General features: G+C 70.0%; 28 protein-coding genes and 1 pseudogene. 10 read left to right on the forward strand and 19 right to left on the reverse strand.

From position 1 onward, the window contains the following. Positions 1–152 (reverse strand): annotated as a pseudogene (locus QM621_RS07490) (superoxide dismutase); the annotation flags it as partial. A 129-nt stretch (positions 153–281) separates the two neighbouring features. Between QM621_RS07490 and QM621_RS07495 the strand changes: the two are divergent. Continuing rightward, on the forward strand, positions 282–1,535 hold the full coding sequence (locus QM621_RS07495) for a threonine/serine exporter family protein (protein ID WP_414989750.1): 1,254 nt from the start codon (positions 282–284) through the stop codon (positions 1,533–1,535). Here the strand turns inward: QM621_RS07495 and QM621_RS07500 are convergent. The 8 genes from QM621_RS07500 to QM621_RS07535 all read right to left on the reverse strand — a co-directional run bounded on the left by QM621_RS07500 (position 1,498) and on the right by QM621_RS07535 (position 7,746). Next, a complete protein-coding gene (locus tag QM621_RS07500; protein WP_414989751.1) occupies positions 1,498–2,112 on the reverse strand; it encodes a phosphoribosylanthranilate isomerase in 615 nt (204 codons plus the stop codon). The genes QM621_RS07495 and QM621_RS07500 overlap by 38 nt on opposite strands. Next, a complete protein-coding gene (locus QM621_RS07505) occupies positions 2,109–2,858 on the reverse strand; it encodes an SDR family NAD(P)-dependent oxidoreductase (RefSeq protein ID WP_414989752.1) in 750 nt (249 codons plus the stop codon). Before QM621_RS07505 ends, QM621_RS07500 begins: the two co-directional genes overlap by 4 nt. A 26-nt stretch (positions 2,859–2,884) precedes the next feature. Next, positions 2,885–4,051 carry a CapA family protein gene (locus QM621_RS07510; RefSeq protein ID WP_414989753.1) on the reverse strand — a complete coding sequence of 389 codons (1,167 nt, stop codon included), beginning with the start codon at positions 4,049–4,051 and terminating at the stop codon, positions 2,885–2,887. 187 nt (positions 4,052–4,238) lie between these two features. Beyond that, positions 4,239–4,433, reverse strand: coding sequence for an ISAzo13-like element transposase-related protein (locus QM621_RS07515; protein WP_414989820.1), 195 nt, complete (start codon positions 4,431–4,433; stop codon positions 4,239–4,241). Between the two features lie 13 nt (positions 4,434–4,446). Next, positions 4,447–5,631, reverse strand: coding sequence for an NADH:flavin oxidoreductase/NADH oxidase family protein (locus QM621_RS07520; protein ID WP_414989754.1), 1,185 nt, complete (start codon positions 5,629–5,631; stop codon positions 4,447–4,449). A 29-nt stretch (positions 5,632–5,660) separates the two neighbouring features. Further along, on the reverse strand, positions 5,661–6,194 hold the full coding sequence (locus QM621_RS07525; protein WP_414989755.1) for a hypothetical protein: 534 nt from the start codon (positions 6,192–6,194) through the stop codon (positions 5,661–5,663). Positions 6,195–6,204: 10 nt separating this feature from the next. Then, a complete protein-coding gene (locus tag QM621_RS07530) occupies positions 6,205–7,092 on the reverse strand; it encodes an alpha/beta fold hydrolase (protein ID WP_414989756.1) in 888 nt (295 codons plus the stop codon). A 93-nt stretch (positions 7,093–7,185) separates the two neighbouring features. Beyond that, positions 7,186–7,746 (reverse strand): hypothetical protein, encoded by a 561-nt coding sequence (locus QM621_RS07535; protein ID WP_414989757.1) that lies wholly within the window; start codon positions 7,744–7,746, stop codon positions 7,186–7,188. 121 nt (positions 7,747–7,867) lie between these two features. Here QM621_RS07535 and QM621_RS07540 point away from each other — a divergent pair, with 121 nt between their 5' ends. Further along, positions 7,868–8,416: a Uma2 family endonuclease gene (locus tag QM621_RS07540; protein ID WP_414989758.1), complete on the forward strand. Its 549-nt coding sequence runs from the start codon at positions 7,868–7,870 to the stop codon at positions 8,414–8,416. 37 nt (positions 8,417–8,453) lie between these two features. Next, positions 8,454–9,887 (forward strand): SDR family NAD(P)-dependent oxidoreductase, encoded by a 1,434-nt coding sequence (locus QM621_RS07545; protein WP_414989759.1) that lies wholly within the window; start codon positions 8,454–8,456, stop codon positions 9,885–9,887. 7 nt (positions 9,888–9,894) lie between these two features. On the opposite strand, the gene QM621_RS07550 is transcribed toward QM621_RS07545, so the two are convergent. The 4 genes from QM621_RS07550 to QM621_RS07565 all read right to left on the reverse strand — a co-directional run bounded on the left by QM621_RS07550 (position 9,895) and on the right by QM621_RS07565 (position 11,348). Beyond that, entirely contained in the window at positions 9,895–10,179 is a 285-nt protein-coding gene (locus QM621_RS07550) for a hypothetical protein (RefSeq protein ID WP_414989760.1), read from the reverse strand. A gap of 8 nt (positions 10,180–10,187) precedes the next feature. Beyond that, positions 10,188–10,505: a hypothetical protein gene (locus tag QM621_RS07555; protein ID WP_414989761.1), complete on the reverse strand. Its 318-nt coding sequence runs from the start codon at positions 10,503–10,505 to the stop codon at positions 10,188–10,190. Between the two features lie 91 nt (positions 10,506–10,596). After that, the gene (locus QM621_RS07560) at positions 10,597–10,926 is read right to left on the reverse strand and encodes a hypothetical protein (protein WP_414989762.1); all 330 of its coding nucleotides are present in this window, start codon (positions 10,924–10,926) and stop codon (positions 10,597–10,599) included. Positions 10,927–11,048: 122 nt separating this feature from the next. Next, positions 11,049–11,348: a hypothetical protein gene (locus tag QM621_RS07565; protein ID WP_414989763.1), complete on the reverse strand. Its 300-nt coding sequence runs from the start codon at positions 11,346–11,348 to the stop codon at positions 11,049–11,051. A gap of 269 nt (positions 11,349–11,617) precedes the next feature. On the opposite strand from QM621_RS07565, the gene QM621_RS07570 reads away from it, so the two are divergent. The 3 genes from QM621_RS07570 to ilvC are packed head-to-tail and all read left to right on the forward strand — an operon-like array spanning position 11,618 to position 15,013. Next, positions 11,618–13,426, forward strand: coding sequence for an acetolactate synthase large subunit (locus QM621_RS07570; protein WP_414989764.1), 1,809 nt, complete (start codon positions 11,618–11,620; stop codon positions 13,424–13,426). Then, entirely contained in the window at positions 13,423–13,956 is a 534-nt protein-coding gene (ilvN, locus tag QM621_RS07575) for an acetolactate synthase small subunit (RefSeq protein ID WP_414989765.1), read from the forward strand. The genes QM621_RS07570 and ilvN overlap by 4 nt, the downstream gene beginning before the upstream one ends. A gap of 31 nt (positions 13,957–13,987) precedes the next feature. After that, positions 13,988–15,013: a ketol-acid reductoisomerase gene (gene ilvC, locus QM621_RS07580; protein ID WP_414989766.1), complete on the forward strand. Its 1,026-nt coding sequence runs from the start codon at positions 13,988–13,990 to the stop codon at positions 15,011–15,013. 70 nt (positions 15,014–15,083) lie between these two features. On the opposite strand, the gene QM621_RS07585 is transcribed toward ilvC, so the two are convergent. Continuing rightward, complete coding sequence (locus tag QM621_RS07585) at positions 15,084–16,529, reverse strand: PLP-dependent aminotransferase family protein (protein WP_414989767.1); 1,446 nt, start codon at positions 16,527–16,529, stop codon at positions 15,084–15,086. 60 nt (positions 16,530–16,589) lie between these two features. Here QM621_RS07585 and QM621_RS07590 point away from each other — a divergent pair, with 60 nt between their 5' ends. Next, entirely contained in the window at positions 16,590–16,727 is a 138-nt protein-coding gene (locus QM621_RS07590; RefSeq protein WP_414989768.1) for a hypothetical protein, read from the forward strand. A gap of 548 nt (positions 16,728–17,275) precedes the next feature. Here the strand turns inward: QM621_RS07590 and QM621_RS07595 are convergent. After that, positions 17,276–17,839 (reverse strand): O-methyltransferase, encoded by a 564-nt coding sequence (locus QM621_RS07595; protein ID WP_414989769.1) that lies wholly within the window; start codon positions 17,837–17,839, stop codon positions 17,276–17,278. Positions 17,840–18,225: 386 nt separating this feature from the next. Between QM621_RS07595 and QM621_RS07600 the strand changes: the two genes are divergently transcribed. Together QM621_RS07600 and QM621_RS07605 are read left to right on the forward strand one after the other, a co-directional pair. Beyond that, positions 18,226–19,284, forward strand: coding sequence for a 3-isopropylmalate dehydrogenase (locus QM621_RS07600; RefSeq protein WP_414989770.1), 1,059 nt, complete (start codon positions 18,226–18,228; stop codon positions 19,282–19,284). A 33-nt stretch (positions 19,285–19,317) separates the two neighbouring features. Continuing rightward, complete coding sequence (locus tag QM621_RS07605; RefSeq protein WP_414989771.1) at positions 19,318–20,415, forward strand: branched-chain amino acid aminotransferase; 1,098 nt, start codon at positions 19,318–19,320, stop codon at positions 20,413–20,415. Between the two features lie 43 nt (positions 20,416–20,458). Here the strand turns inward: QM621_RS07605 and QM621_RS07610 are convergent, their stop codons facing one another. Both QM621_RS07610 and QM621_RS07615 read right to left on the reverse strand, forming a co-directional pair. After that, entirely contained in the window at positions 20,459–20,764 is a 306-nt protein-coding gene (locus tag QM621_RS07610; RefSeq protein ID WP_414989772.1) for an ISAzo13-like element transposase-related protein, read from the reverse strand. A gap of 4 nt (positions 20,765–20,768) precedes the next feature. Beyond that, positions 20,769–21,059 (reverse strand): ISAzo13-like element transposase-related protein, encoded by a 291-nt coding sequence (locus QM621_RS07615; RefSeq protein ID WP_414989773.1) that lies wholly within the window; start codon positions 21,057–21,059, stop codon positions 20,769–20,771. Positions 21,060–21,198: 139 nt separating this feature from the next. Here QM621_RS07615 and QM621_RS07620 point away from each other — a divergent pair, with 139 nt between their 5' ends. Then, positions 21,199–23,607 (forward strand): S-layer homology domain-containing protein, encoded by a 2,409-nt coding sequence (locus tag QM621_RS07620; protein WP_414989774.1) that lies wholly within the window; start codon positions 21,199–21,201, stop codon positions 23,605–23,607. Here the strand turns inward: QM621_RS07620 and QM621_RS07625 are convergent. Together QM621_RS07625 and QM621_RS07630 are read right to left on the reverse strand one after the other, a co-directional pair. Continuing rightward, complete coding sequence (locus tag QM621_RS07625; protein ID WP_414989775.1) at positions 23,601–24,062, reverse strand: integrase core domain-containing protein; 462 nt, start codon at positions 24,060–24,062, stop codon at positions 23,601–23,603. The two genes, QM621_RS07620 and QM621_RS07625, sit on opposite strands and share 7 nt — an antisense overlap. 218 nt (positions 24,063–24,280) lie before the next feature. After that, positions 24,281–24,943 (reverse strand): hypothetical protein, encoded by a 663-nt coding sequence (locus QM621_RS07630; RefSeq protein ID WP_414989776.1) that lies wholly within the window; start codon positions 24,941–24,943, stop codon positions 24,281–24,283. Positions 24,944–25,054 lie beyond the last annotated feature (111 nt).

Here is a 25,054-nt window from a genome sequence, read left to right on the forward strand (position 1 = left end):
CGGGCTTCTTCGAGCTTCTCCAGCGCGGTGTTGAGTCCGTTGACGTAGTTGGCGTGGTGTTTGGAGTGGTGGAGCTCCATGATCTTGCCGGAGATGTGGGGGTCGAGGGCGCCGTAGTCGTAGTTCAAGTCGGGCAAGCTGTAATCAGCCATGTTTCCTTCTTCCGTTGCGGGTAGTGCCCACGTTACGACCTCACGGGGCCGCGAGGCCACGGTGTCTCGGAGTGTGGCGGGCGGACTCTCGGGGAGTCGCGCGGGTCGCCGCCTCCCTAGAATCGCGCCATGGAGCTGAGCGCCGCCGACGCCCGCGACCGCCTGGAGCTGTTGGCCGAACTGGGCTACGGCTTCGTGGAGTCGGGCCAGACCAGCGGGCAGACCGAGCGGGTGCTGCGGGACTGTGCGCGCTCGCTGGGGCTGAGCTCGCTCGGCTTCAACTCCTTCGGCCGGTTGTTGCTGTTGGAGACGACGTCGCCCGACGGCGGCACGGTCTCGGTGCAGGGCGCGGCGAAGGCGCTCGACTTCGTCGACTGCGCGCGGGCGCGCAAGTTGAGCGCCGTGGCCGACGAGTTGACGGACCGTGGGGAGCAGCCCGACCTGGCTGACGCGCACCGCCGGGTCGCCCTCCTCCGGCGCACGGCGACCCCCTGGTGGGCGCGGGCCTTCGGCATGACGTTGCTCGCCTTCGCCATCAGCATGCAGGTGGGCGTCACCTGGCACGCGTGGGTGGCCGCGGCGCTGGTGCAGGTCGTGACCTCGCTGACCGGCCTGCTCACGGCGCGCTGGACGATGCCGAGCCTGCTCTCGGCGGCGGTGTGCAGCTCGGCGGGCGGCGCCTTCGCGACGCTGCTGGTGAAGATCGGCTTCGTCGACCCGGTCGGCGCGGCGGCCGCCATCGCCGTGACCTGGCTGCTGCTCCTGCCGTTGCCGCAGATCATCGGCGCGGTCACCGACGCCATCGACGCCGACCACCTGTCGGCGCTGACCCGAGTGGCGAGCGTGCTGGTCGCCGGCGTCGGCGTCTTCGTCGGCGGGGCCTTCACCTTCGCGCTCGGCGAGCTGCTCGACATGGACCACCCCAAGCTCGACCATCTGCCGACCTTCCCCTGGTACGCGATCCTCGTCTTCTCGGCGCTGGGCGCCATCGCCAACGCCTTCGCCAACGGCGGCACGCTCTCGCTCGTGGGGCCTGCCGCCACTCTCGGCGTCGTCACCGGCACGGTGAACCAGGTGCTGCTGCGCGTGGCCGACGCGCCGACGCTGTGGGCGAACTCGGCGAGCGCGGTCGTGCTCGGCGTGCTGACGGTCGTGCTCGCCGCGCGCACCGGCTATCCGCAGCCCGTGCTGGCCCTCATGGGCGTCACCGGCGCGCTGCTGCCCGGCATCCCGGTGTTCTTCGGCATCTTGCAGGAGATGGGGGAGGGGTCCGGCGCGGCCTATTTCGGCCAGGCGGCCACCATCTGCGTCGGCATCGGCGCCGGTGTGGCCTTCGGCGCGTGGGTCACCGAGCGCGCGCGTTCGCGACGAACGTCGCGATGAGGGCGTGGTCCTTGACGCCCGGGGCGGACTCGACGCCGCTGGACACGTCGACGCCCCCCGGCCGCGCCTCGGCCACCGCCTGCGCGACATTGTCGGGCGCGAGGCCGCCGGCCAGCAGCCACGGGCCGTCGAGGTCGGCGTCGGCGAGTGCGCCGAGGTCCCAGCGCTCGCCGGAGCCCGCGCGGGGCGAGTCGAGCAGCAGCAGCTCCTCTCCGTGCGCGCCGACCCGGGGCCGCGGCTCCTTGGCGAGGGAGACGGCCCGCCACACGCGCGGGAACTGGTTCAACTCGGCGGTGTCGTCGGCGCGGTAGCCATGGGTCTGCAGGACGTCGACGCCGACGGTCCGGGCGGCCTCCACCGCCTCCGCGGCCGTCACGTCGTGGACGACCAGCACGGTCGTCGCGCGGCCGGCGGCGTGCGCGACGAGGGCGCGGGCCGTGTCGACGTCGACCGCGCGCGGGCTGGTCGCGCTCAGCACGAAGCCGACCGCGTCCGCGCCCGCCTCGACTGCGGCGTCGACGTCGGCGGACGTGCGCAGACCGCAGATCTTCACGAACAGCCGGTCGGCCTCGATCATCGCGGGGCCATGCGCAGGGCACCGTCCATCCGGATGGTCTCGCCGTTGAGGTAGTCGTGCGCCACGATGAACTCCACCAGCTGCGCGTACTCCTCGGGGCGGCCGAGGCGCTGCGGGAAGGGGACGCCCGCGGCGAGCCCGGCGCGGAACTCGTCGCTGACGGTGGCGAGCATCGGCGTCTCGACGACGCCCGGCGCGATGGTGTTGACCCGGATGCCGTGCTGGGCGAGGTCGCGGGCGGCCGGCAGCGTGAGCCCGACGACGCCGCCCTTCGACGAGGCGTAGGCGGCCTGGCCGATCTGGCCGTCGTAAGCGGCGATCGAGGCGGTGTTGACGACGACGCCGCGCTGTCCGTCCTCCAGCGGCTCCGTGGCCGCCATGGCCTCGGCGGCCAGCGTCAGCACTGTGAACGTGCCGACGAGGTTCACCTGGACCACCTTGGCGTACAGGGCGAGGTCGTGCGTGCCCTTGCGGCCGAGGATCCGGGCCGACGGTCCGATGCCCGCGCAGTTCACCGCCACGCGCAGCGGTCCCTGCTCGGCGGCCACGGCGACGGCCGCGCGGACCTGTTCCTCGTCGGTCACGTCGGTCTGGACGTAGGTGACGCCCTCGACCTCGGGCGCGTTCGACACGTCGAGGTCGAGCCCGACGACGCGCGCGCCGCCGGCGGCGAGGGCGGCCGCAGTGGCGGCGCCGAGCCCGGAGGCGGCCCCGGTGACGACGGCGGAGATGTCGGTGGTCTGCATGGTTCTCCTTCGAGAGGTCGGGTGGTTCAGCTCATCGGCTGGGCGTCGCAGGAGCTCTCGCCCAGGAGCGACAGGGTGCTCATGGTGCGCTGGAAGGTCTCGGGATGCTGTTCGGGCGTCGCGAGTTGGATTACATGGTCGGCGATCCGCACCCGGGTCGGCTGCACCGTGGCCGAGGAGGTGACCTCGCCGTCGCCGTCGCGGGTCAGTGTCACGTGTGTGATCATGCCCTCCTGGGTCTCGGGTTTGAGGCTGTTGGCCGTGCTCGGCGCCTGGTTGGACAGGAAGTTGCCCAGACCGTAGAAGACATACCGGCCGTTGATCTTCTCGCACGGCTGGATGACGTGGACGTGGGTGCCCAGGATCAGGTCGACTGCACTGGACTCCAACACCTCGCGGGCGATCTGACGCTGCTCGTCGGTCGGTTCGGTGCGGTACTCCTCGCCCCAGTGCATCGCCGCGATCACGAAGTCGGCTCCGGCGTCGCGGGCCTCCTGGGCGTCGGCGATGATGCCCTGCGCGCCGACGGCGGGCCATAGATTGTCGGCGAGCCACGGGGCCTCGTCGGGCACGTCGGTGTTCGGCCGCGCGGTGTGATTGCCGACGGTGTAGCTGTAGGCCAGGTGGGCGATCGACAGACCGTCGACCTCGTAGAGGGCCGGCTGTCCGGACTGCTCTTGACGGGCGGTCGGGCCGACGTAGCGCAGCCCCGCCGCCTCGACGGCCGTCTGTGTGTCGGCCAGTCCGGAGACGCCCTGGTCGAGGGTGTGGTTGGAGGCGAAGTCGCACCCGCCGTACCCGGCTCCGGCGAGGGCTTGCGCGAGCTGCGGCGGACTGTCGAAGGTGAGCCCCGCCGACGCCGCCATCGCGGACGCCTCGGCGCTCATCGGCGCCTCCAGATGGCAGAGGGTGAGGTCGGCCGCGCCGAGGAGCCCGGCGACGTCGGTGAACATCGGGGAGAAGTCGTAGTCGTCGGGACCGCCGCCCGCGTAGCCGCGCGCCTGGTTGATGAGCGGCGAGTGGGGCAGGATGTCGCCCGCCGCGCCGATGACCAGGCTGACCGGCTCCGGTGAGGCGTCCGCAGCGCCCGGCTCGGGCGAGTTGGTCGTGTCGGCGGTGGTCAGGCCGAACACGACCCGCGCCGCGACGAGGATCACGATCACGACCGCGCCGATCCGGATGAGATTCCTCACAGGCGGAGTCTAGATGATTGATGCAGGGAGGTCGGCTGTTCGGCGTGGCTACGTGACCGGATGGGCCAGAGTGTCCTCGTTCGGCGTGAGGGCTCTCTGATTATTCAGGCGTGCGTGTCGGGTGGAGCGTGCAGTTCCATTCGCGTGTCAGTCGTGGCGGGTGAGGACGCCGTGGGTGTTGAGGGTTTCATCCGGTGGTCGGGGATTTTGATGCCTGTGAGGTGGGTCGTGTTGGGTAGACGGCTCGTCCGGTTGCCTGCCGCCAGGTGCGGATCGTGTTCACGGCGAACTCGGTGGCGTCGTGGTCGGTTCCCACTGGCACCCAGCCGGGTTGGCGGTGATGCGCGTGGAGGTCACGTCCCGAGCGTACGCCGTTTCGCAGGCGGTGAGAGGAATCAGCGTCCGCGCAGGGGGAGGCGGATGGCGTCGAGGCCGTGGCGGAGGGTGTAGGCGGCGACGTTGACCAGCTGGTGGCGGTTCGGGGCGGGCTCCTTGCCGACGGCCATACGCCACATCTGCACGGTGTAGTAGGTGAGCTCGGTGAGACCGTCGAGGAGTTTGACCCCCGCACGACGCGGCTGGGTCACGACCTCGTCCAGGCTGCCGTCCAACAGGCTGGCGGGGGAGTCCGGCGCGACGGCCAGGGGCCGGCCCAGCCCGACGAGGTCGATCCCGCCGGAGGCGACCGCGTCCTCCATCGCCTCGGCGGTGCGGAACCCGCCGGTCAGCATGAGGGGCAGGCCGGGCAGCTCGGCCCGCACCCGCAGCGCGTAGTCCAAGAAGTAGGCCTCCCGCTTGCGGGTGCTCTCCTTGACTGAGTCGCTGACGCCGAGCATGGCGGCCGAGGAGTAGGTGCCGCCGGAGACCTCCAACAAGTCGATGCCCGCCGCGGCCAAAGCGTGCACGACCTCCAATGACTCGTCCTCGTCGAACCCGCCCCGCTGGAAGTCCGCCGAGTTCAACTTCACCGCCAGCACCTTGTCGGGGCCGATGGCCTCCCGGATCGCGGCGACCAGCTCCAGCAGGAAGCGGCGGCGGTTCTCCGGGGTGCCGCCCCACTGGTCGGTGCGCTGGTTCGACAGCGGCGACAGGAACTGGCTCACCAGATAGCCGTGGGCGCCGTGGATCTGCACCCCGTGGAAACCGGCCTGGGCGACGATCCGCGCGGTCGTCGCGAACGACCCCGCCACCCCCGGCACGGCGATGGCCGACGGGGCGACCGGATGCGCGCTCAACGTGCGGGGCGACTGGCGGCCCGGATGGTTGATCTGCACCAGCCCCACCGAACCGCCGCCGGTGACGATGTCGGCCCACTCCCGCAGGTCGTCGGCGTGGCGGTCGTCCTCGACGACCACGTTGCCGGGCTCGCCGAGCGCCCGCCGGTCCACCATCACGTTGCCGGTGATGGTCAGACCCTGGCCGTTGGCGGCCCACCGCCGGTAGAGGGTCTTGATCTCCTCGCCCGGCGACAGGCCCGGCCCAGCCAACGACTCGCTCAACGCCGCCTTCGCCAGCCGGTTCGGGACCACCGTGCCATTCGGCAACGTGAAGGGCATGCGCAGCACGGGAGTCGAGGTCATGGCCGACACGCTACAGCGCGGCGCCGGGGTCAGTCGCGCTCGGCGAAGGCGCGCTGACGTTGCAGGAGTTCGGCGACCTGCTCGGCGACCACGTCGAGGAGCCCTCCCTCCAATTCGTACACGTCGCCCTCCATCACCTCCACGACGACGCCGTCGGCGCGCACGCCCCAGGCGCGCCCGTCGTCGCCGACGATCTGCAGCACCGGCAGCACGCCGTCGACCTCCTGCTCGGCCAGGCGGACGAGTGCCCCGGACACGCTCGCCCACGCGGGCAGGCCCTCCACGTCGAAGCCGAGCAGCACCAGGCCGCGCCAGAACGTCCAGGCCGGCCCGACGGAGAAGGCCTCCGGCTCCGGCCAGACCTCCTCGCGCGCCATGACGCACAGGCCGTTGGCCCGCTCGACGAAGGCGACGACCTCGGCGGGCACGGGAAAGCCGACCGCCTGCTCGACCTCGACGATCCGTCCGGCGTCCGGGGCGGGCGCGGCGACGATCTGGAAGGCCTCCCGGTCGACTCCGGCCAGCGCGTCCCAGACGCGGTCGTGGAAACGCTCCGGGCTCATGCGCCCGAGCCTACGCGTCGGCGCCGACGCGTTCGCTCAGCCGTCGCAGTTCCTCCAGGACGATGTCGGGACGCTCCAACAGGACGAAGTGCGTGCCCTCGACCTCTCGGAAACGGGCTCCGGGGATGCGCCGGGCCGCCGAGCGCATGGCCGACGGTCCGGCCAGCAGGTCACGGCTGGCGGCGATCATGGTGGTGGGCGCCCGGACCTTCGACAGCGGGACCCGGTCGTGCTTCGCCGCCGCGAGCGCGAGTTTGGCGTACCAGGCCGGATGCATGGCGCAGTACTCCTGCAGCACCGTCTGCAGGATCGCCGGGTCGGTGCCGGCGGCGAAGAAGCCGGTCCGCTTGGCCAGACCCACAGTGGCCGGGGTCCACGGGATGGCGTTGACCACGGGTTTGAGGCCGTGTCCCAGCACCGCGCCGGCGCGCGCGGCGTTGACCATGAGCGGCCCGGCCACGAACGACGGAACCCGCAGCGGTTCCAACATGGTGGAGAACGTGGCGCCGGGCACCCCGGCGACCGCCAGGATGCCTCGGACTCGTTCGGGATGCCGGATCGCGAACTCGAAGGCGACGTTGACGCCGATCGACCAACAGGGGATCAGCGCCGACTCCATGCCCGCGTCGTCCATGACGGCGATCAGGTCGTCTAGATGGGCCTCGACGCCGATGTGGTCGGAGTCGGGCCGCCCCGACCCGCCGATGCCGCGGTGGTTCCAGCCGACGACCCGGAACCCGCTGTCGGGCTGCAACAGCGACGGCCAGACGTACGGATTCGTGCCGAGTCCGTTGGAGATGACGACATTCGGTCCCTCACCCTGATTGGTCCAGGCGCGCAGGGGCGTGCCGTCGGCGCTGGCGAGGTCGTAGAAGTGCACGAGCGAGGGCTGGATCACAGCAGGCCATCCTGCCGTGCGCGCCGCCTGGGAGCAACCGGGGGCCAGGCGACGAGGCCGCGGTCGGGCGGCGGTCGCGCTGGACGGTACGGGTCACGGCGTCACGCTGCGGGCCGAGCGGATCGCCTGGCGGAGGCGTCGCGCGGCGAAGGGGAAGATCATGCCGCACATCAGCGCGAGGCGGGAGCCGTCGGCGAAGCCGACCACGATCCGTCCGGCCATGAGCGGGCGAGGCCGCCAGCGGGCGTCGGACACCTCGGCGAGGGAGACCGACTGGACGACGGCCGGGTCGCGGCCGATGGCGGAGGAGGCGACGAGCAGACGTCGCGACGTCGCCATCACCGCCGCTCCGGGCTCGGTCGTGGCGAAGGCATCGTGCAGGGTCGCGGCGAGGCCGTGCGCCTCGCCGGCGACCATGACGCCACCGACCCACCGCGCGGCCACCCCGTCCTCGAACTCGATCGGCGGCGAGTCCCAGTTGAGCGGGTTCAGGTAGCGGAAGAGGTTCCAGTGGACCTTCGCGACGACCCGTGGTCGTCCGGTCTTGCCGCGCCGGTCCTCGCCGAGAGCCGGCTGCGCGGTCTCCCAGGTCAGTATCTCCTCGCCGTCGTCGAGCAGGTGTCGGGCCTCGCGGGGGATGGGGATGAGCCGCATAGAGGCACCGTAGCGCGGCCTGGCCGCCGCGTGTGGACAACTTGTTCGACAGATTCCGAGGTGTCTTCGATGCTGGCCGCATGTGGGGCATCTCTGGAACACTGACGGCAGGAGGTGGGTCATGTCGACGTTGGACGTCGGGTACGAGCGGCGGTACACGGTCGAGGACATGCCCGATCACGAGGGCAAGGCCGAGCTGGTCGACGGGAGGCTGGAGTTGAGTCCCCCGGCGCAGTGGGGCCACGCGTTGGTCGCGCATCGGCTCATCGTGGTGCTGTCGCGATTGTTGGGCGATGACTACCTCGCCATGACGGAGGTGGGAGTCCAACTGGGAACTCGCGATTACAGGCAACCCGACGCGGCGGTGGTCCGGCGTGACACCGACCCGTCGGTCCGCTGGCTCGGCCCGACCGACATGGTGCTCGCCGTCGAGGTGGTCTCGCCCGGCTCGCGTCGCAACGACCGGATCGTGAAGCCCGCGCAGTACGCGAAGGCGGGGATCGAGGGTTTCTGGCGGATCGAGACCGACCCCGACCTCACGCTCGCCGCCTACGCGCTCGACCCCGGCGCCGAGGTCTACACCGACCTCGGAACCTGGCGCTCCGGCGAGACGGTGACGGTCGAGCGCCCCTTCGGGGTCTCCTTCGACCTCGACGACCTCGCCCGCTGACCGCCGCCCCCGCGCGGACGTGGGAGGATCGGTGTTCGTGAGGAGCATCGACCCCGACGACCTCGGCATCGCGCTGCGCGTCCTCAAGGAGGCCGGCCAGCTCGACAACGAGCACCCCGACTTCATCGCGCTGCGCCGCGCGACCTCGACGTTCTTCAAAGACGCCAAGCGTCACCGCCGCCAAGTCAAGCGCGACGCGGTCAACGCCGCCGACCGTGCGGTCATCGAGTCGACCGCCACCGGCTCGGCCCGCCGCATCGACGACGAGACCGCCGGCATCCCGCTGGTCTCCCACGCCAAAGGCGCGACCGCGGGCGAGCTGTTGGTGCCGCGCGGCTGCTACATCTGCAAGAACAAGTACACGACCGTCGACGCCTTCTACCACCAGCTGTGCCCCGAGTGCGCGGCGTTCAGCCACGCCAAACGCGACGCCCGCACCGACCTGACCGGACGCCGCGCGCTGCTCACCGGCGGCCGGGCGAAGATCGGCATGTACATCGCGCTGCGGCTGCTGCGCGACGGCGCGCACCTGACCATCACCACGCGCTTCCCGCGCGACGCGGTGCGCCGCTACTCCCAGATGGAGGACTCCGCCGACTGGCTGCACCGGCTCAAAGTGGTCGGCATCGACTTGCGCGACCCTGCCCAGGTGATCGGCCTGGCCGACGACCTCGCCGTCGCCGGTCCGCTCGACATCCTCGTCAACAACGCCGCGCAGACCGTCAAACGTCAGCCGGGGGCCTACTCGGCGCTCGCCGACGCCGAGTCGCAGCCGCTGCCCGCCGGGTCGCCGGTCGAATTGGTCACCTTCGGGCACACCAGCGACGCCCACCCCGCCGCGCTCGTCGGCTCGGTCGAGTCCCATCCGGTGCTCGCCCGCGACGCCACGACCGCCGACGAGCTGACCGCGCTGGCCCTCAGCGCGGGCTCGGCCGACGTCGACCGGATCGACGCCGGCGGCCTGCTGCCCGACGTGGTCGACACCAACAGTTGGGTGCAGACCGTCGGCGAGGTCGACGCGCTGGAGCTGCTGGAGGTGCAGCTGTGCAACAGCGTCGCGCCGTTCATCCTCATCAGTCGGCTGCGCCCCGCGATGGCGCGGGCCGCCGCCGAGCGACGTCGCGCCTACGTGGTCAACGTCTCGGCGATGGAGGGCCAGTTCGGCCGCCGCTACAAGGGGGCCGGGCATCCGCACACGAACATGGCCAAGGCGGCGCTCAACATGCTCACCCGCACGAGCGCGGAGGAGATGTTCGAGACCGACCAGATCCTCATGACGGCCGTCGACACCGGCTGGATCACCGACGAGCGCCCGTACACGACGAAGGTCCGGCTGGCCGAGGAGGGCTTCAAGGCCCCGCTCGACCTGGTCGACGGCGCGGCCCGCGTCTACGACCCGATCGTGCGCGGCGAGGCCGGCGAGGACCTACGCGGGGTGTTCCTCAAGGACTACGCCGCCTCTCCCTGGTGAGACGGCCTCACTTGGTGACGCAGTCCGCGCCCTTCTCCGTCGCGATCTTCAGCGCCTCCTCGCCGACCTCGTCCAGATCGCCCTCGGCGACGGCCTTCAACTGCTCGTCGGTCAGGTCCGACTCGTGCAGCAGCTCGGCGTAGCACTTCGCCTGCCCCTCGGTGAGCTTGCTGCCGAAGACACGATTGCCCTCGACGAAACTGTCGGCGAGGTGGTCGACGGAGGGGCGCGACCCGCAAGCGGCGGTGGTGGCGAGCAGCGCCACGATCATGACGGTCAGAGACTTCTTCACAGTTTTCCTCACTCGGCGTTCTCGGCTGGCGTGGTGTCGTCCGTGACGCACTGCCTGATGATCTCGTAGGCGTCGTCGTCGCTCCCGGGGAACTCGATCATCGAGTCCGAGACGTAGAAGTCGCCGTCGGCGATCTGTCTCAGCGTCTCGTCGGACACGTCGGAGTCGACGAGCGCCTGGGCCATGCAGTCGGTGGCCTCGGGAGTGACGAGGTGGCCGGCCTGTTCCTGGAGCGCGTCGGCGAGCTCGTCGGCGGACGGGCGTGAGCCACAGGCCGCGGTGGTGGCGAGCAGAGCGACCGCGGCGACGGTCAGGGACTTCTTCACCAGCGGGCTCCTTCGCTTGGCGGGTGTCGGAAAGACTAAGGGGCCCGCCGACCAGGACGGTCTGCGGGCCCCGCGCCGGGTGTGGGTCAGGTCACTCGGTTCCGATGAACTCGGCGCACTCGGTGCCGGCCTCCTGGGAGACCTCGGTGAGCTTCTCCTTCTCCTCGTCGGACCCCTTGTAGTCCTCGTCGCCCTCGAGCATGGCGTTGAGGGTGTCGTCGGACAGGTCGGAGTCCACGTAGACCTTGGCCATGCAGTCGGCGAGATCCTCGGTGAGGGCGTCGCCGATCACCGAGCCGACGGGGTGGTCGTCCTCCTGGATGGCGGCGGACAGCTCGTCGGCCGTGGGTCGGCCGCCGCCGCAGGCCGAGGTGAGCGCGATCATCGCCGTGACCGCGCCGAACGCCAGTGTCTTCTTCATGTCGGGAACCCCCAGATCGAGTCTCGCGTGACGACTGCCACGCGGCAGCTATTCAACCCGACGCCGGTGACGCGCGAGTGATGCGGTCCTCAATGGAGGGTGAACGGCACGGAGGAGAGGGGTTAGCCCGCAGTGGCGCATTCGGACAGGGTCTCGGTGTAGAAATCCCAGAACTGGTTGGATTTCTCGTGCTTCGCGTCGGCCTCGGCGACGGCGAGCACATCCTCGTCGGGCAGTTTCGACTCCGCGAGCCGCGTGGCCGCGCACTCGGCGTCCTGCGCGGGGATCGGGAAGATCGAGTCGTCGGCGACGACGCCCTTCTCGATCTCCTCGACGCTCGGACGCCCGTCGCCGCAGGCGCTCAGCGTGAGGGCCGCCACGGCGAGGACGGTCAGGAGGCGGGAGGCGGGGCGAGGCGTCACGCCCGTCATCGTAGGCTCGTCGGGGGCCGACGCGGGCGCGGGTCGTCCATATGGTGGTACGCGCCACGCCGGGACTTGACCTGGCGCTGCGAGAGGGACACACTGGGTCGCGTGTTGGAACGACTTGTCGTACTCGTCTGACGTGACCGTCCTTCGGGGCGCGCGTCATCCCTCGTCTGCCATGGTGGCCGGGGGCTTTTTTTATGGCACGACGAGACCACTGTGATAGACACCGACACGACCACCCAGCGACACCTGGAGGACAGAGCATGGCGGGCCAGCCGAACGCCCAGACGACCGCACGGCCGATCGAGCCGGAGCGGGTGACGCTCACCGGGGCGCAGAGCCTCGTCCGGTCGTTGGAGCACGCGGGCGTCGAGGTCATCTTCGGGATCCCCGGCGGCGCGATCCTGCCGGCGTACGACCCGCTCTTCGACTCCTCGATCCGTCACATCCTGGTGCGCCACGAGCAGGGCGCCGGCCACGCCGCTCAGGGCTACGCGATGGCCACCGGCCGCGTCGGCGTCTGCATGGCGACCTCCGGCCCGGGCGCCACGAACCTCGTCACGGCCATCGCCGACGCCTACATGGACTCGGTGCCCATCGTGGCGATCACCGGGCAGGTCTCGAGCCACCTGATCGGCACCGACGGCTTCCAAGAGGCCGACATCCGCGGCATCACGATGCCGATCACCAAGCACAGCTTCCTCGTCACCGACGCCGCGCAGATCCCGCGGGTCGTCGCCGAGGCCTTCCACATCGCCGGCACCGGCCGTCCGGGCCCGGTGCTCGTCGACATCGCCAAGGACGCCCTGCAGGCCACCACCGCCTTCGACTGGCCGACCGAGCTGGCGCTGCCGGGCTACCGGCCCACCACGCACCCGCACGGCAAGCAGGTGCGCGAGGCCGCCCGCATGATCGTCGAGGCGAAGCAGCCGGTGCTCTACGTCGGCGGCGGCGTCGTCAAGGCCGACGCCTCGGCCGAGCTGCTGACCCTCGCCGAGACCTATGGACTGCCGGTCGTCACCACGCTGATGGCGCGCGGCGCCTTCCCCGACAGCCACGAGCTGCACATGGGCATGCCCGGCATGCACGGCAGCGTCTCGGCGGTCGCGGCGCTGCAGAAGGCCGATCTGCTGATCAGCCTCGGCGCGCGCTTCGACGACCGGGTCACCGGCAACCTCGACTCCTTCGCGGTCGGGGCCAAGATCATCCACGCCGACATCGACCCGGCGGAGATCTCCAAGAACCGTCACGCCGACGTGCCGATCGTGGGCGACTGCCGCGAGGTGCTCACGGACCTCCTGGCGGTGCTGGGCGCGCTGGCCGAGGACGGCGAGCGCGGCGACTACACGGCCTGGCGCGACCAGATGGCCAAGATCAAGGCCAAGTACCCGGTGGCCTACGAGCGCCCCGAGGCGGGCCTGGCGCCGCAGACCGTCATCGAGCGGCTCAGCGCCATCGCCGGCCCCGAGGCGGTCTACGCGGCGGGCGTCGGCCAGCACCAGATGTGGGCCGCGCACTTCCTCGACTTCGAGCGCCCGCGCCAGTGGCTCAACTCCGGCGGCGCCGGCACGATGGGCTACGCGGTCCCGGCCGCGATGGGCGCCCAGGTGGGCGACCCCGAGCGGGTCGTGTGGGCCATCGACGGCGACGGCTGCTTCCAGATGACCAACCAGGAGCTCGCCACCTGCGCCATCGAGGGCATCCCGATCAAGGTCGCGGTGATCAACAACTCCTCGCTCGGCATGGTGCGCCAGTGGCAGACCCTCTTCTACGACGGCCGCTACTCCAACACCGACCTCAACACCGGGCCGGAGGAGATCGGCGCGCTGCGCATCCCCGACTTCGTGAAGCTGGCCGAGGCGTACGGTTGCGTCGGCCTGCGGTGCGAGTCCGAGGACGACCTCGACGCCACCATCGAACAGGCGATGGCCGTCACCGACCGTCCGGTCGTGATCGACTTCGTGGTCGAGCGCGACGCGATGGTCTGGCCGATGGTCGCCGCCGGCACGAGCAATGACGACATCAAGATCGCGCGCGACCTCGCGCCCGACTGGGAGGACGACGAACTGTGACGACGCAACACACCCTGTCGGTGCTGGTCGAGAACACGCCGGGCGTGCTCGCGCGCGTGTCCAGCCTCTTCATGCGCCGTGGCTTCAACATCGAGTCGCTGGCCGTCGGGCCGACCGAGATCCCCGAGATCAGCCGCATGACGATCGTCGTCAACGTCGACGAACTGCCGTTGGAGCAGGTCACCAAGCAGCTCAACAAGCTGGTCAACGTGCTCAAGATCGTCGAGCTCGACTCCGGCTCGGCCGTCGAGCGCGAGCTGATGCTGATCAAGGTCAAGACCGACGCCTCGACGCGCGGACAGGTGCTGGAGATGGTGCAGCTGTTCCGCGCGAAGGTCGTGGACGTGTCCCACGACGCGGTGACCATCGAGGCCACCGGCGACTCCGGCAAGCTCAACGCCATGCTGAACGTGCTGGAGCCCTTCGGCATCCGTGAGATCGCCCAGTCCGGCCGCGTCGCGATCGGTCGCGGCGCGCGCTCCATCACCGACCGCAGCCTGCGTTCCGTGCCCGGTTCGCACGCTGGCTGAACCACCCTGCCCCATCATCTGAGGAGAAAACGTGCCCGAGTTGTTCTATGACGACGACGCCGACCTGTCGATCATCCAGGGCCGCCACGTCGCGGTCATCGGCTACGGCAGCCAGGGTCACGCCCACGCGCTCAACCTGCGCGACTCGGGCGTCGACGTCCGCATCGGCCTGAAGGAAGGCTCCAAGAGCAAGGAGAAGGCCGAGGCCGAGGGCCTGCGCGTCCTGCCCGTGGCCGAGGCCGTCGAGGAGGCCGACGTCGTCGTGATCCTCGCGCCCGACCAGGTGCAGCGCACCCTGTACGCCGAGGAGATCGCTCCGCACCTCGTCGCCGGCGACGCGCTGATCTTCGGTCACGGCTTCAACATCCGCTTCGGCTACATCACCGCCCCCGAGGGCGTCGACGTCGCGCTGGTCGCGCCGAAGGCCCCCGGCCACACGGTGCGCCGTGAGTTCGTCGCCGGTCGTGGCATCCCCGACATCATCGGCGTCGAGCAGGACGCCACCGGCAAGGCCTGGGATCTGGCCCTGTCGTACGCGAAGGCCATCGGCGGCACCCGCGCGGGCGTCATCAAGACAACCTTCACCGAGGAGACCGAGACCGACCTGTTCGGCGAGCAGGCAGTGCTCTGCGGCGGTGTGTCGCACCTGGTCCAGGCGGGCTTCGAGACGCTGACCGAGGCTGGCTACCAGCCGGAGATCGCCTACTTCGAGGTGCTGCACGAGCTCAAGCTCATCGTCGACCTCATGTGGGAGGGCGGCATCGCCAAGCAGCGTTGGAGCATCTCCGACACCGCCGAGTACGGCGACTACGTCTCCGGACCGCGCGTCATCGACGTCGGCGTCAAGGAGCGCATGCAGGCGGTGCTGGCCGACATCCAGTCCGGCGCCTTCGCCGAGCGCTTCATCGCCGACCAGGACAACGGCGCGAAGGAGTTCTTGGAGCTGCGCGAGAAGGAGGCCGGCCACCCGATCGAGGCCACCGGCAAGAACCTGCGGGCTCACTTCGCCTGGAAGCAGAGCGACGAGGACTACGTCGAGGGCTCCGCGGCCCGCTGATCTCCCAGATTTGCGCCGTGTTGGGTCGTTTCCTCTCGGGGAAATGACCCAACACGGCGCATTTCTCGTCTCAGGCGATGAGGTCGAGCGAGGCGTCCGAGGGGCGCGGGGGCGCGGCGCGGCCGCCTTGGACCTCGTCGAGGGCCAGGCGCAGGCGGGCGACGGCCTCGCTGAGCTGCTCGGGGCTGTGCGCGTAGGGGATGCGGGTGTGCCGCTCGCCGAGGCGGCTGGCCTGGGTGAAGAACCGCGGCCCGGGAGTGAGCAGCAGCTTGCGGCGCTCGGCCGCCGCGCACAGGCGCGTCGAGATGTGGCCGGGCAGGGTGACCCACACGCTCAGACCGCCCGCCGGACACGGGGCCTCGACCTCCGGCAGCCGCTCGGCCAGCTCGGCGAGCAGATGGTCGCGTCCGGCCCGTAGCGCCGCGCGTCCGGCCGCCGCAGTCTGGCCGCCGTCGGCGAGCAGCTCGGCGACGACCATCTGGTCGAAGGCCGAGGTGCCGAGGTCGCCGATCATGCGCGCCTGCACGAGCGTCATCACCAGGTGCTTCGGGGCGCGCAGCCAGCCCACCCGCAGGCCGCCCCAGTAGGTCTTGGACGACGAGCCGACCAGTACCGCCGACGGGTCGAAGGCGGCCAGGCTCGGCGGCAGGTCGATCCCGTCGAGGTTGACCTCGCGCATCGACTCGTCGACCACCGCGATCACGCCGTGCCGGTCCAGCTCACGCCCCCAGGCCTCGCGTTCGGCCAGCGTCATGACCGACGCGGTCGGATTGTGGAAGTCGGGGATGAGGTAGGTCATCGTGTGCCGTCCGGCCGCCAGCGCTGCCGTCATCGACTCGATGTCCCACGGCGAGCCGCCGACCGGTAGCGGGGTGAGCCGGCCGCCCGAGGCCACGATGGCGTCGTGAGCGTGCGGATAGCTGCTGCCCTCGACCAGCACCCGGTCTCCGGGGGAGAGCAGGGTGCGCGCGAGCAGCGAGATCGCGCCCATCGCCCCGTTGGTGACGATGATCTGCTCGGGGTCGGTCGGCAGGCCGCGCCGTCGGTACTGCTCGGCGATCAGCTCGCGCAGGACGGGCAGGCCGTCGGGCAGGTAGCCGCTGGTCGCCAGCAGGCTGGGCAGCTTCTCGCAGGCGCGCTCGAAGGCCCGCGCCATGCCGGGCGGCCCCACCGGCGCGGAGTAGGTGAAGGCGAGGGCGTCGGGGTCGGTCGAGGTGCTGATGAGCGAGCTGGCCGTGGACGCCTCCAATGGCAGGGCGATGGTGCTGCCGGAACCGCGGCGGGACTCGATCAGGCCCGCGTCGCGCAGCTCGGCGTAGACGCGGGAGGTCGTGGTGCGGCTGACCCCGAGCACGGCGGCCAGCTCCCGCTCGCTCGGCAGCCGGGCGCCGTCGGCGATCCGTCCGTCGAGGGCGGCGACGCGGATGCGGTCGGTGATCTCGACGTACGCGGGGCCGTCGGCGTCGAGCTCGCCGATGACGGCGGCGAGGCGACGGGCGGAGAGGGTAGGGGCCATGAGTCCACTGTCTCTTAATTGGCTATTCAAAGCAAGGCCAATTTGACTCATGCTGGACTCATGTTCTGGATCCTCCTCGCGCTGCTCGCCTGCTGGGCGGTCTCGCGCTCCCTCGTTCTGACACTCTCCGACGGTCACGGGGACCGCCCCGGCCCGCGCAGCCACGCCCACGAGGCGGTCGAGTCATGGCGCGCCTGACCCGGCTGCTCGTCGGCCTATGGCTCTACGGCGCGACGATGGCGCTGCTCGTCGAGGCGGGGCTCGGCCTGGCGCCCTGGGACGTGTTCCACGAGGGCGTGACACGGCTGACCCCGCTGTCCTTCGGGCGGGTCGTCATCGTGACCGGCGCGCTGGTCATGCTCGCCTGGATCCCGCTGCGCCAACGTCCCGGCGTCGGCACCGTGCTCAACGTGCTGCTCGTGGGCGTCGCCGCCGACGTCACGCTGGCGGTGCTGCCGACGCCCGACGACCTCGCCGTCCAGATCGCCTTCTTGACGGCGGGCGTCGTCGGCAACGCGGTGGCCGGAGCCCTCTACGTCGGCGCCGGCCTCGGCACGGGGCCGCGCGACGGGCTCTGGGACGGCCTCGCACGGCGCACCGGATGGAGCGTGCGACGCATCCGCACCGCCATCGAACTCAGTGTCGTCGCCGTCGGCTTCGTCCTCGGCGGCACGATCGGCGTCGGAACGATCCTCTACGCGACGCTCATCGGACCGCTGACGCAGCTTTTCCTGCGCCTGCTCGGCTCAGCGGCGGGTCGCGATGACGAGGCTGGCGCCCTCGTCGATCAGCATCTCCACCGCGACGAAGCGCTCGTCGGTCAGCCACTGCTCGCGGATCGAGTCGACCTGGCCGTCGACGATCGGCGGCCAGTGGGGTGACGGCGTGAAGTCGTCGAGGACCGCGATGCCGCCCGGCTCCAGCAGGTCGGCGAGGTGGTCGATCTCGGCCATCACCTCGCGCACGTCGACGAACACCAGGGAGAACGGCGCGTGCGTCTCGATGGCGGTCCAGTCGCCCGAGACGATCTCGATGCTCTCGACGTCGGCGAAGATGCGCTGCACCTCCTCGGCGAGCGCCGGGTCGAGCTCGGCGCTGACGATCCGGGCGTCCTCCGGCGCGCCGCTGGCCAGCCAGGCCGAGCCGACGCCCGTGCCGGTGCCCAACTCGGCGAGGCGGCCCGTGCGCGAGGCGGCCAGCGCGGCCAGCAGGCGACCGGTCTCATGGCGGGTGGAGGTGATGAAGCCGCGCTGTCGCGACAGGTCCAGCGCGCGCGCCACCAGTTCGGGGACGTCGATGGGGGAAGGCACGGTCCCAGTCTTCCATCGTCGCCGGCCCTGGGGTACGCTGCCCACTATGCGGAAGCAGTTGGTAGTCGCCTGCCGCAGCAGGGCCTCCTAGGGCCACACCTGCTGCGGTGTTCTGGCGTTGGCCCGCTGAACCGCACGCAGGATCTCATCACCACTCTTCGATCTGCTTCCTTCTCGCATCGGTCACCCCGATGTCGCGGTTCAGCGGACCGGCTGCTCGATCAGCCGCTCACCTGACACTTGTTTCGAGAAGGAGACACATCATGCCCACACCGGTGATCGAATGGGGACCCGCCCACCTGCGCGCCGACGAGGAGCCCGACACGTCGCGCGACTTCGACGAGCGTCCCGACGACAACTGACGCGGCCTCACTAGAGTGAGCGCTATGACGCAGACCTACAACCTCGCCGTCGTCGCGGGCGACGGCATCGGCCCCGAAGTCACCTCCCAGGCCCTCGCGGTCCTCGACCAGGTGGCCCCCCAGCACGGACTGAGCTTCGCGCGCACCGAGTACGAGCTCGGCGCCCGGCAGTACCACGCCACCGGCGAGACGCTGCCCGACAGCGTGTTGGAGGAGATCCGGGGGCAGGACGCGATCCTGCTCGGCGCCATCGGCGACCCCAGCGTCCCGTCGGGCGTCCTGGAGCGCGGTCTGCTGCTGAAGCTGCGCTTCGAGCTGGACCACTACGTCAACCTGCGTCCGTCCAAGCTGTTCCCGGGTGTCCCGACGCCGCTGGCGAACCCGGGCGACATCGACTTCGTGGTCGTGCGCGAGGGCACCGAGGGCCCGTACGTCGGCAACGGCGGCGCGATCCGCGTCGGCACGCCGCACGAGTTGGCCACCGAGGTCAGCCTCAACACGGCCTTCGGCGTCGAGCGGGTCGTCCGGGACGCCTTCGCCCGCGCCCAGGCGCGTCCGCGCAAGAAGCTGACGCTCGTGCACAAGAACAACGTGCTCGTGCACGCCGGCCACCTGTGGAGCCGCACGGTCGACGCCGTCGGTGCGGAGTTCCCTGACGTCACGGTCGACTATCTGCACGTCGACGCCGCGACGATCTTCCTGGCGACCGACCCGGCGCGCTTCGACGTGATCGTCACCGACAACCTCTTCGGCGACATCCTCACCGACCTGGCCGCGGCCATCACCGGCGGCATCGGCCTGGCCGCGAGCGGCAACGTCAACCCCGACCGCACCGCGCCGAGCATGTTCGAGCCGGTCCACGGCTCGGCCCCCGATATCGCGGGCCAGTCCAAGGCCGACCCGACCGCCGCGATCTTGTCCGGCGCGCTGCTGCTGGACCACCTCGGCCACCCCGAGGCCGCCCGGCAGATCGAGACGGCCGTCGAGGCCGACATCGCCGAGCGAGCGGGCGCGGTCCGCTCCACCGAGGAGGTGGGGGAGGCCATCGCGGCGCGCGTGGCCGCGTCGGTATCGGGCTCCTGACCCCTCCGACTCTCTCCCTAGAACAGGACCATCATGACCACCACCCCCGAGTTCTCCGCGTCGTTCACCCAGAATGAGGCGGCCCGGACCGACCAGGAGCGCGCCGCGATCCTCGCCGACCCCGGCTTCGGCAACCACTTCACCGACCACATGTTCCTGTCCGAGTGGACGGTCGACGGCGGCTGGGCCGATCCTAGGGTCGTCCCGTACGGACCGCTCCAGCTGGACCCGGCCGCCGCCGTGCTGCACTACGCCCAAGAGGTCTTCGAGGGCCTCAAGGCGTACGCGCACGCCGACGGGTCGGTCTGGGCCTTCCGTCCGGAGGCGAACGGAGCCCGTCTGGGGCGCTCGGCGGCGCGGCTGGCGCTGCCGGAGCTGCCGGTCGAGTGGTTCCTGGGCTCGATCCGGGCGCTGATCGCGGCCGACCGCGACTGGGTGCCGTCGGGAGAGGAACGCAGCCTGTACCTGCGGCCGTTCATGTTCGCCTCCGAGGTGTTCCTCGGCGTGCGCCCGGCCCATCACGTGACCTACTCGGTCATCGCGTCGCCCGCGGGCGCCTACTTCTCCGGCGGCGTCAAGCCGGTCAGCATCTGGCTGTCGGAGAACTACGCGCGCGCGGCGGCCGGCGGCACCGGCGCGGCCAAGTGCGGCGGCAACTACGCCGCCGGCCTGCTGCCGCAGCAGGAGGCCTTCGAGCACGGCTGCGAGCAGGTGGCCTTCCTCGACGCGGCCGAGCACCGCTGGGTCGAGGAGCTGGGCGGCATGAACCTGTACTTCGTGCGCTCCGACGGCTCCGTCGTCACTCCGGAGCTGTCCGGCTCGATCCTGGAGGGCATCACCCGCGACTCGATCCTGACGCTCGCGGCCGATCTCGGGCACGGGGTCACCGAGCGCAAGGTGTCGATCGACGAGTGGCAGGGCGGCGTGGCCTCGGGCGAGATCACCGAGGTGTTCGCCTGCGGCACCGCCGCCGTCGTCACCCCTGTCGGCCGCCTCGCCTGGAACGGCGGCGAGGTCGACGCGTCGAACGGCGAGATGGGCCCGGTCACCGCCGCGATCCGCTCGGCCCTGGTCGACATCCAGTACGGCCGCGCCGAGGACCGCCACGGCTGGATGACCCGCATGGTCTGAAACCGTCCCGCCCCAAGGCGGTGAGTTCGGGCTCTCCGATTATTCAGTGGGGCGTGTCGGGTCGGGGGTGTGGTTCCATTCGCCGTGCCAGTCGTGGCGGGCGAGGGTCCCGTCGGTGTCGAGTTCGGCGTGGACGGTGAGGCCGGTCTCGGTCGCGAGGGCGGTGAGTTCGGTCTTCTGCGGACGGGTGCGGTAGTCGTCGGATCCGTCGCCGTCTGGCGTTCACGGCGAACGCCGCGGTGTCGTGGCCGGTCCCCACCGACACCCAGCCGGTGCCGGTGGCGATGTCGTAGATCCCGGAGGGGCTGACCTTGCCGAGTTCGGGGTCTTTGAAGTCGTGGACCCGCACCGGCTCAGGCGAGGCTTCGGTCGCCGTTCGCGGCCGCCGTTCTCGAGTCCCCGAGCAGTTCCTTCCTCTTGGTGTCCACGCCGATCACCGGGTCACCACTGTTGTGGTGGTCGGCGGCCTGGCTGTGGAGACAGGAGAACTGGGCGTCACGGTCAGCATGCTGGCGACTCTCGGTGGTCTTTGGCGTTGGCCTGCAAACTGAACCCCTGCCCCCGAGAAGGTCGGCGACCTTCGCGGCCGACGCCGGATGCCCCGACGCGTTCAGTTCGTCGGCAAGTTTCCGAGTCGACGGCATGGTCTACGACAACGCCGATTCGGGGGTGGTCTCAACTCACCCTGACACACAGGAAGATGGGTAATGATGGGATGACCGAGCGGGTTAGGCCAAGGAGTGATGGTTCATGAGACAGCGTCGTGTGGTGTCAGGGTTGAGTGTGTTCGCCTTGGCGGTGAGCGTGTTGAACACGGGTGCGCCGATGAGACCGTCGGGCGGAGCCGCGCCGTTTTTGTCCGTCGCGGAGTCGACGCCGGGCGACGTCGAGGAGACGCCCCCTGCGGTGCTGGATCCCGAGGCCACCGTCGACCTCGAATGGGACACTCCCGTCCAAGGGGCCGACGCGCTCGATGCGCTGGGCGACGCGCTGCCAGCCGTGGCAGCGCATAACGGCCTGACGGCCGAACAACTCAGCGCGACACTGACCAGCGATGCGACGGTCGGCGTCGATCCGACCGGTGCGCTCTTTGCCGCTGAGAACGAGGCCCTTCACGATCATGGCACGGCCGAGGGCGCCACGGAGCACGCTGGACATGCCGGTGAGGCAGGCGCAGTGACGGAGGAGGCAGCCGACTATGTCAGCCTTCAATCCCTGGCCCAGGAAGACCAGTCGAACGTGGAGACGGCCGAGGCGGTCGCGGACCTGAGTGATACCTTCGCGCTCCACAGCAACCTTGGAGCTCAGCGCACGATCTTCCTCGACTTCGACGGCCATACGGTCTCCGGCACGGCATGGAACGACCTCTATGGCGTCGCGGATGGTTTTCAGCGCGGTTATTCACAGGATTCCGACTACACGACCTTCAACACCGCCGAGTTGAATCACATCCAGCAGGTGTGGGCGTATGTCGCCGAGGACTACTCCGCTTTCGATGTCGATGTCACGACGGAAGACCCCGGAACGGCTGCTATCGAGCGCAGCAACTCGTCAGACCTGGTCTACGGTGCGCGGGCGCTGATCTCCTCGACGACGACCTTTCCTTCGAGTTGCGGCACTAGTTGCGCCGGCATTGCCTACATCGGCAACTTCGACGCCGCCTCCAACCATGCCTACTACCAGACCGCATGGATCAAGGCGAGCACGTACACGACGAATGCTCCAGCGATGGCCCTGGTGGTCAGCCATGAGATCGGACATAACGGTGGGCTCTACCACACGGCCGGCCAGACCGACAGCTACTACAGCGGCCACGACAACTGGGGCCCGATCATGGGCGCGCCGTACACTCGGGCGGTCACACAGTGGACTGACCAGGACGACACGCGTATGGCGCGTGACGCGAGCCAGAGCGGCCCGGATATCACCGTCCTGAACCTCAACGGCCTGACTTCTCGCACGGATGAAGCTGCGGGAACGATCACTTCCGCCCCGACGGTTTCCGACAGTGGCGCTTCGGGCTTCGTCACCTCGTCCAGCGATGTCGACGTGTGGAAACTGGGCGCCTGTTCCGGCTCTGCGACAGTCGTCGCGACACCAGCGGCACAAGGACCGAACGTCGATCTCAAACTGACGATACTGAGTTCGGCGGGGGCCACCTTGGCGACCAACGATCCGACATCGAGTTCGACCGGAAGCTGGGCGAGCGGGACGCTCGTGGCGACTGGCATGGATGCGACAGCCTCGGTGACGAACAGCGGGGTGCTCTATGCGCAGGTTCAAGGCACGGGTGTCACATCGCGTTACAGTGCTTATGGCAGCGTCGGCGCATACACGCTCACGTGGTCGTGCGCCGGCACGACTACATCAACGGTCGCGAACACGGTGCTGCCGGCGATCACGGGAACCGCGCAGGTCGGCCAGACGCTGACAGCCTCGGCTGGCACGTGGACGCCGAGTTCAGGAGTGAGCTTCACCTACCAATGGCTGGCCGACGGCGTGGCGCTCTCCGGTGCGTCGACATCGACTTTGGCGCTGACCTCGACGCATCTGGGCAAGAAGATCTCAGTGCGAGTGACCGGCTCTCGCACAGGCTATGAGTCGGCCAGCGCGACATCGGCTCAGACGGCTGCGGTGGTGCCCGCGTGCGTCTTCAGCGATGTGACGTCGGGACATGTGTTCCAGACGGAAATCTGCTGGCTGGCCGCGTCTGGCGTGACCACGGGGTACAGTGACGGGACCTTCCGCCCCTCCCAATCGGTGCTGCGCGAGCAGGTGGCAGCCTTCCTTTACCGGTTCATGAACGGCGGTGCGAATCCGTCGACTTCGGATCCAGTGGCGACTTTTAGCGACGTGGCGAGTTCGCACGTGTTCACCCGCCACATCCGATGGCTCACCGATGAGGAGATCACGACGGGCTATTCCGACAACACCTTCCGTCCTTCCCAGCCGGTGCGGCGTGAGCAGGTCGCCGCTTTCCTCTACCGACTCGCGGGCTCGCCTACGTTTTCGGTGACGTCGTGCGGTCTGACTGATGTGCCGTCGAGCCACGTGTTCGCCAAGGAGATCTGCTGGCTGAAGTCCACGGGCATCACCACCGGATACAGCGACAACACTTTCCGTCCGTCGCAGCCGGTGTTGCGTGAGCAGATAGCCGCCTTCCTCTACCGTTTCGATGCGAAGGGCTACTGACCGGCAGCCTGGAAGGCCTTGAGAGACTCCACCAAGGGGTCGGTATCCCAGAGGCGGCTGGTCCAGGCTGTGCGGACGAGGCAGCGGGTGATGGCGGCGGCGAGCGCAATGAAGGTGCCGATCACGCGACCGGCGCCTTGGGCCTTACCCCGGAACGTGGACACAGGGGTGGACGACGCGGCCGATGGGAGCGTGGCAGCGTGGAGGGACTCGTAGGCGGATGGTGACTGGTAGCCGCACCGGGAGCGGCTGCGGCGGGTGTCGTACCGGGTGACCCGCCGGAACGCCTCCCGGCGGCAGGTGGCCTCGTCGGCCCGGCACGCGGCGTCTCGGAGGATCTTCCGCGTGAGCGTGGCGTTGGACGACTCCGCGAGCGCGTTGTCCGCGGACGCGCCGACCGCGCCCATCGACTGGGTCACGCCGCGGTCGACACACGGCCGGGCCCAGTGCTCCATGGTGTGGACGCTCCCGTGGTGGGGGCGGAGCACCGCCCCAGCCAGGACGCCAGCGTCTCCGCGGGTCGCGGCAGGGGTTTGAGGGCGTTCTCGACCAGGTCGGCGCGCATGTGGTCAGCGACCCGTCCAGGCCGTACTCCTGAAGGTCGTACAGGGCGTCGAGTCAGACCGGAAGGCGCTTGACGAGCTCGTCATCGGTGTAGGGAGACGGTTGGCGGTCACCTGAACAACTCCTGCGGGTCGTCGGTGAAGGCGACGAGCAATTCGTCGTCGTGGAAGGAGATCTCCAGGGCGACGCCGGCGCGGTCCCGGGGGTCGGGTTGGCCGAGGCCGAGGGCGATGTCGGACAGGGTGACCGTCGCGGAGCCGAGGGGGTCGTTGGCCGGCCACTCGACGAGCAGACGGTGGACCAGGCCGGTCAGCACCGCCAGGGTGACCGCCAGCGCCGACGGGTCGACGTCGACGACCCGCAGCTCCGGCAGGCCGAAGGTCGCCAGGCCGAGCGAGACGACGTCGGGGCCGTCGAGGTCGAGCGCGACCCATTGCGCCGCCGTGTTCGGATCGGTCTGATCGGCGTGGTGGGCGACGAGTCGTGGCACCACGAGGTCGAGCACGAGGCCGTCGTGCTGGGCAGCCAGGGTCAACGCCTCCAGCCGGGCCGCCACGACGTCGCGGCGCACGTCGGCCAACGGGCCGGAGCGGTGCAACACGGTCACGTGCGGCCGTTCGGCGAGCGCGGCGAGATCGTCGGGGCTCGCGCCGAAACGCCGCAGCAGAGCGTCCTCGGGCAACTCCAACGCCTGACTGCCGGCGACCTCCAACGGCTCGGCGGTCGCGACCGCGTGCAGGCTGTGGCGCACGGCCGGAGTCGGGACCATCATGACGGGCGCCCTGTGGTGGCATGCATGGGTGTGAAGTCTAGACTGAGTGCTATGTCGAGCCTTTCGATCATCATTGCCGGGCGCGCCGGAATCTGAACCCTTTCAGACCAG

It is taken from the genome of Aeromicrobium sp., from assembly GCF_047606445.1.
GTDB lineage: Bacteria > Actinomycetota > Actinomycetes > Propionibacteriales > Nocardioidaceae > Aeromicrobium.

Excerpts from the sequence above, each read along its gene's own strand:
- QM621_RS07495 (WP_414989750.1), top strand. The coding sequence starts at position 282 with ATGGAGCTGAGCGCCGCCGACGCCCGCGACCGCCTGGAGCTGTTGGCC.
- QM621_RS07500 (WP_414989751.1), bottom strand. The coding sequence starts at position 2,112 with ATGATCGAGGCCGACCGGCTGTTCGTGAAGATCTGCGGTCTGCGCACG.
- QM621_RS07505 (WP_414989752.1), bottom strand. The coding sequence starts at position 2,858 with ATGCAGACCACCGACATCTCCGCCGTCGTCACCGGGGCCGCCTCCGGG.
- QM621_RS07520 (WP_414989754.1), bottom strand. The coding sequence starts at position 5,631 with ATGACCTCGACTCCCGTGCTGCGCATGCCCTTCACGTTGCCGAATGGC.
- QM621_RS07525 (WP_414989755.1), bottom strand. The coding sequence starts at position 6,194 with ATGAGCCCGGAGCGTTTCCACGACCGCGTCTGGGACGCGCTGGCCGGA.
- QM621_RS07535 (WP_414989757.1), bottom strand. The coding sequence starts at position 7,746 with ATGCGGCTCATCCCCATCCCCCGCGAGGCCCGACACCTGCTCGACGAC.
- QM621_RS07540 (WP_414989758.1), top strand. The coding sequence starts at position 7,868 with ATGTCGACGTTGGACGTCGGGTACGAGCGGCGGTACACGGTCGAGGAC.
- QM621_RS07560 (WP_414989762.1), bottom strand. The coding sequence starts at position 10,926 with ATGAAGAAGACACTGGCGTTCGGCGCGGTCACGGCGATGATCGCGCTC.
- QM621_RS07570 (WP_414989764.1), top strand. The coding sequence starts at position 11,618 with ATGGCGGGCCAGCCGAACGCCCAGACGACCGCACGGCCGATCGAGCCG.
- QM621_RS07585 (WP_414989767.1), bottom strand. The coding sequence starts at position 16,529 with ATGGCCCCTACCCTCTCCGCCCGTCGCCTCGCCGCCGTCATCGGCGAG.
- QM621_RS07590 (WP_414989768.1), top strand. The coding sequence starts at position 16,590 with ATGTTCTGGATCCTCCTCGCGCTGCTCGCCTGCTGGGCGGTCTCGCGC.
- QM621_RS07600 (WP_414989770.1), top strand. The coding sequence starts at position 18,226 with ATGACGCAGACCTACAACCTCGCCGTCGTCGCGGGCGACGGCATCGGC.
- QM621_RS07605 (WP_414989771.1), top strand. The coding sequence starts at position 19,318 with ATGACCACCACCCCCGAGTTCTCCGCGTCGTTCACCCAGAATGAGGCG.
- QM621_RS07615 (WP_414989773.1), bottom strand. The coding sequence starts at position 21,059 with ATGCCGTCGACTCGGAAACTTGCCGACGAACTGAACGCGTCGGGGCAT.
- QM621_RS07625 (WP_414989775.1), bottom strand. The coding sequence starts at position 24,062 with ATGGAGCACTGGGCCCGGCCGTGTGTCGACCGCGGCGTGACCCAGTCG.
- QM621_RS07630 (WP_414989776.1), bottom strand. The coding sequence starts at position 24,943 with ATGATGGTCCCGACTCCGGCCGTGCGCCACAGCCTGCACGCGGTCGCG.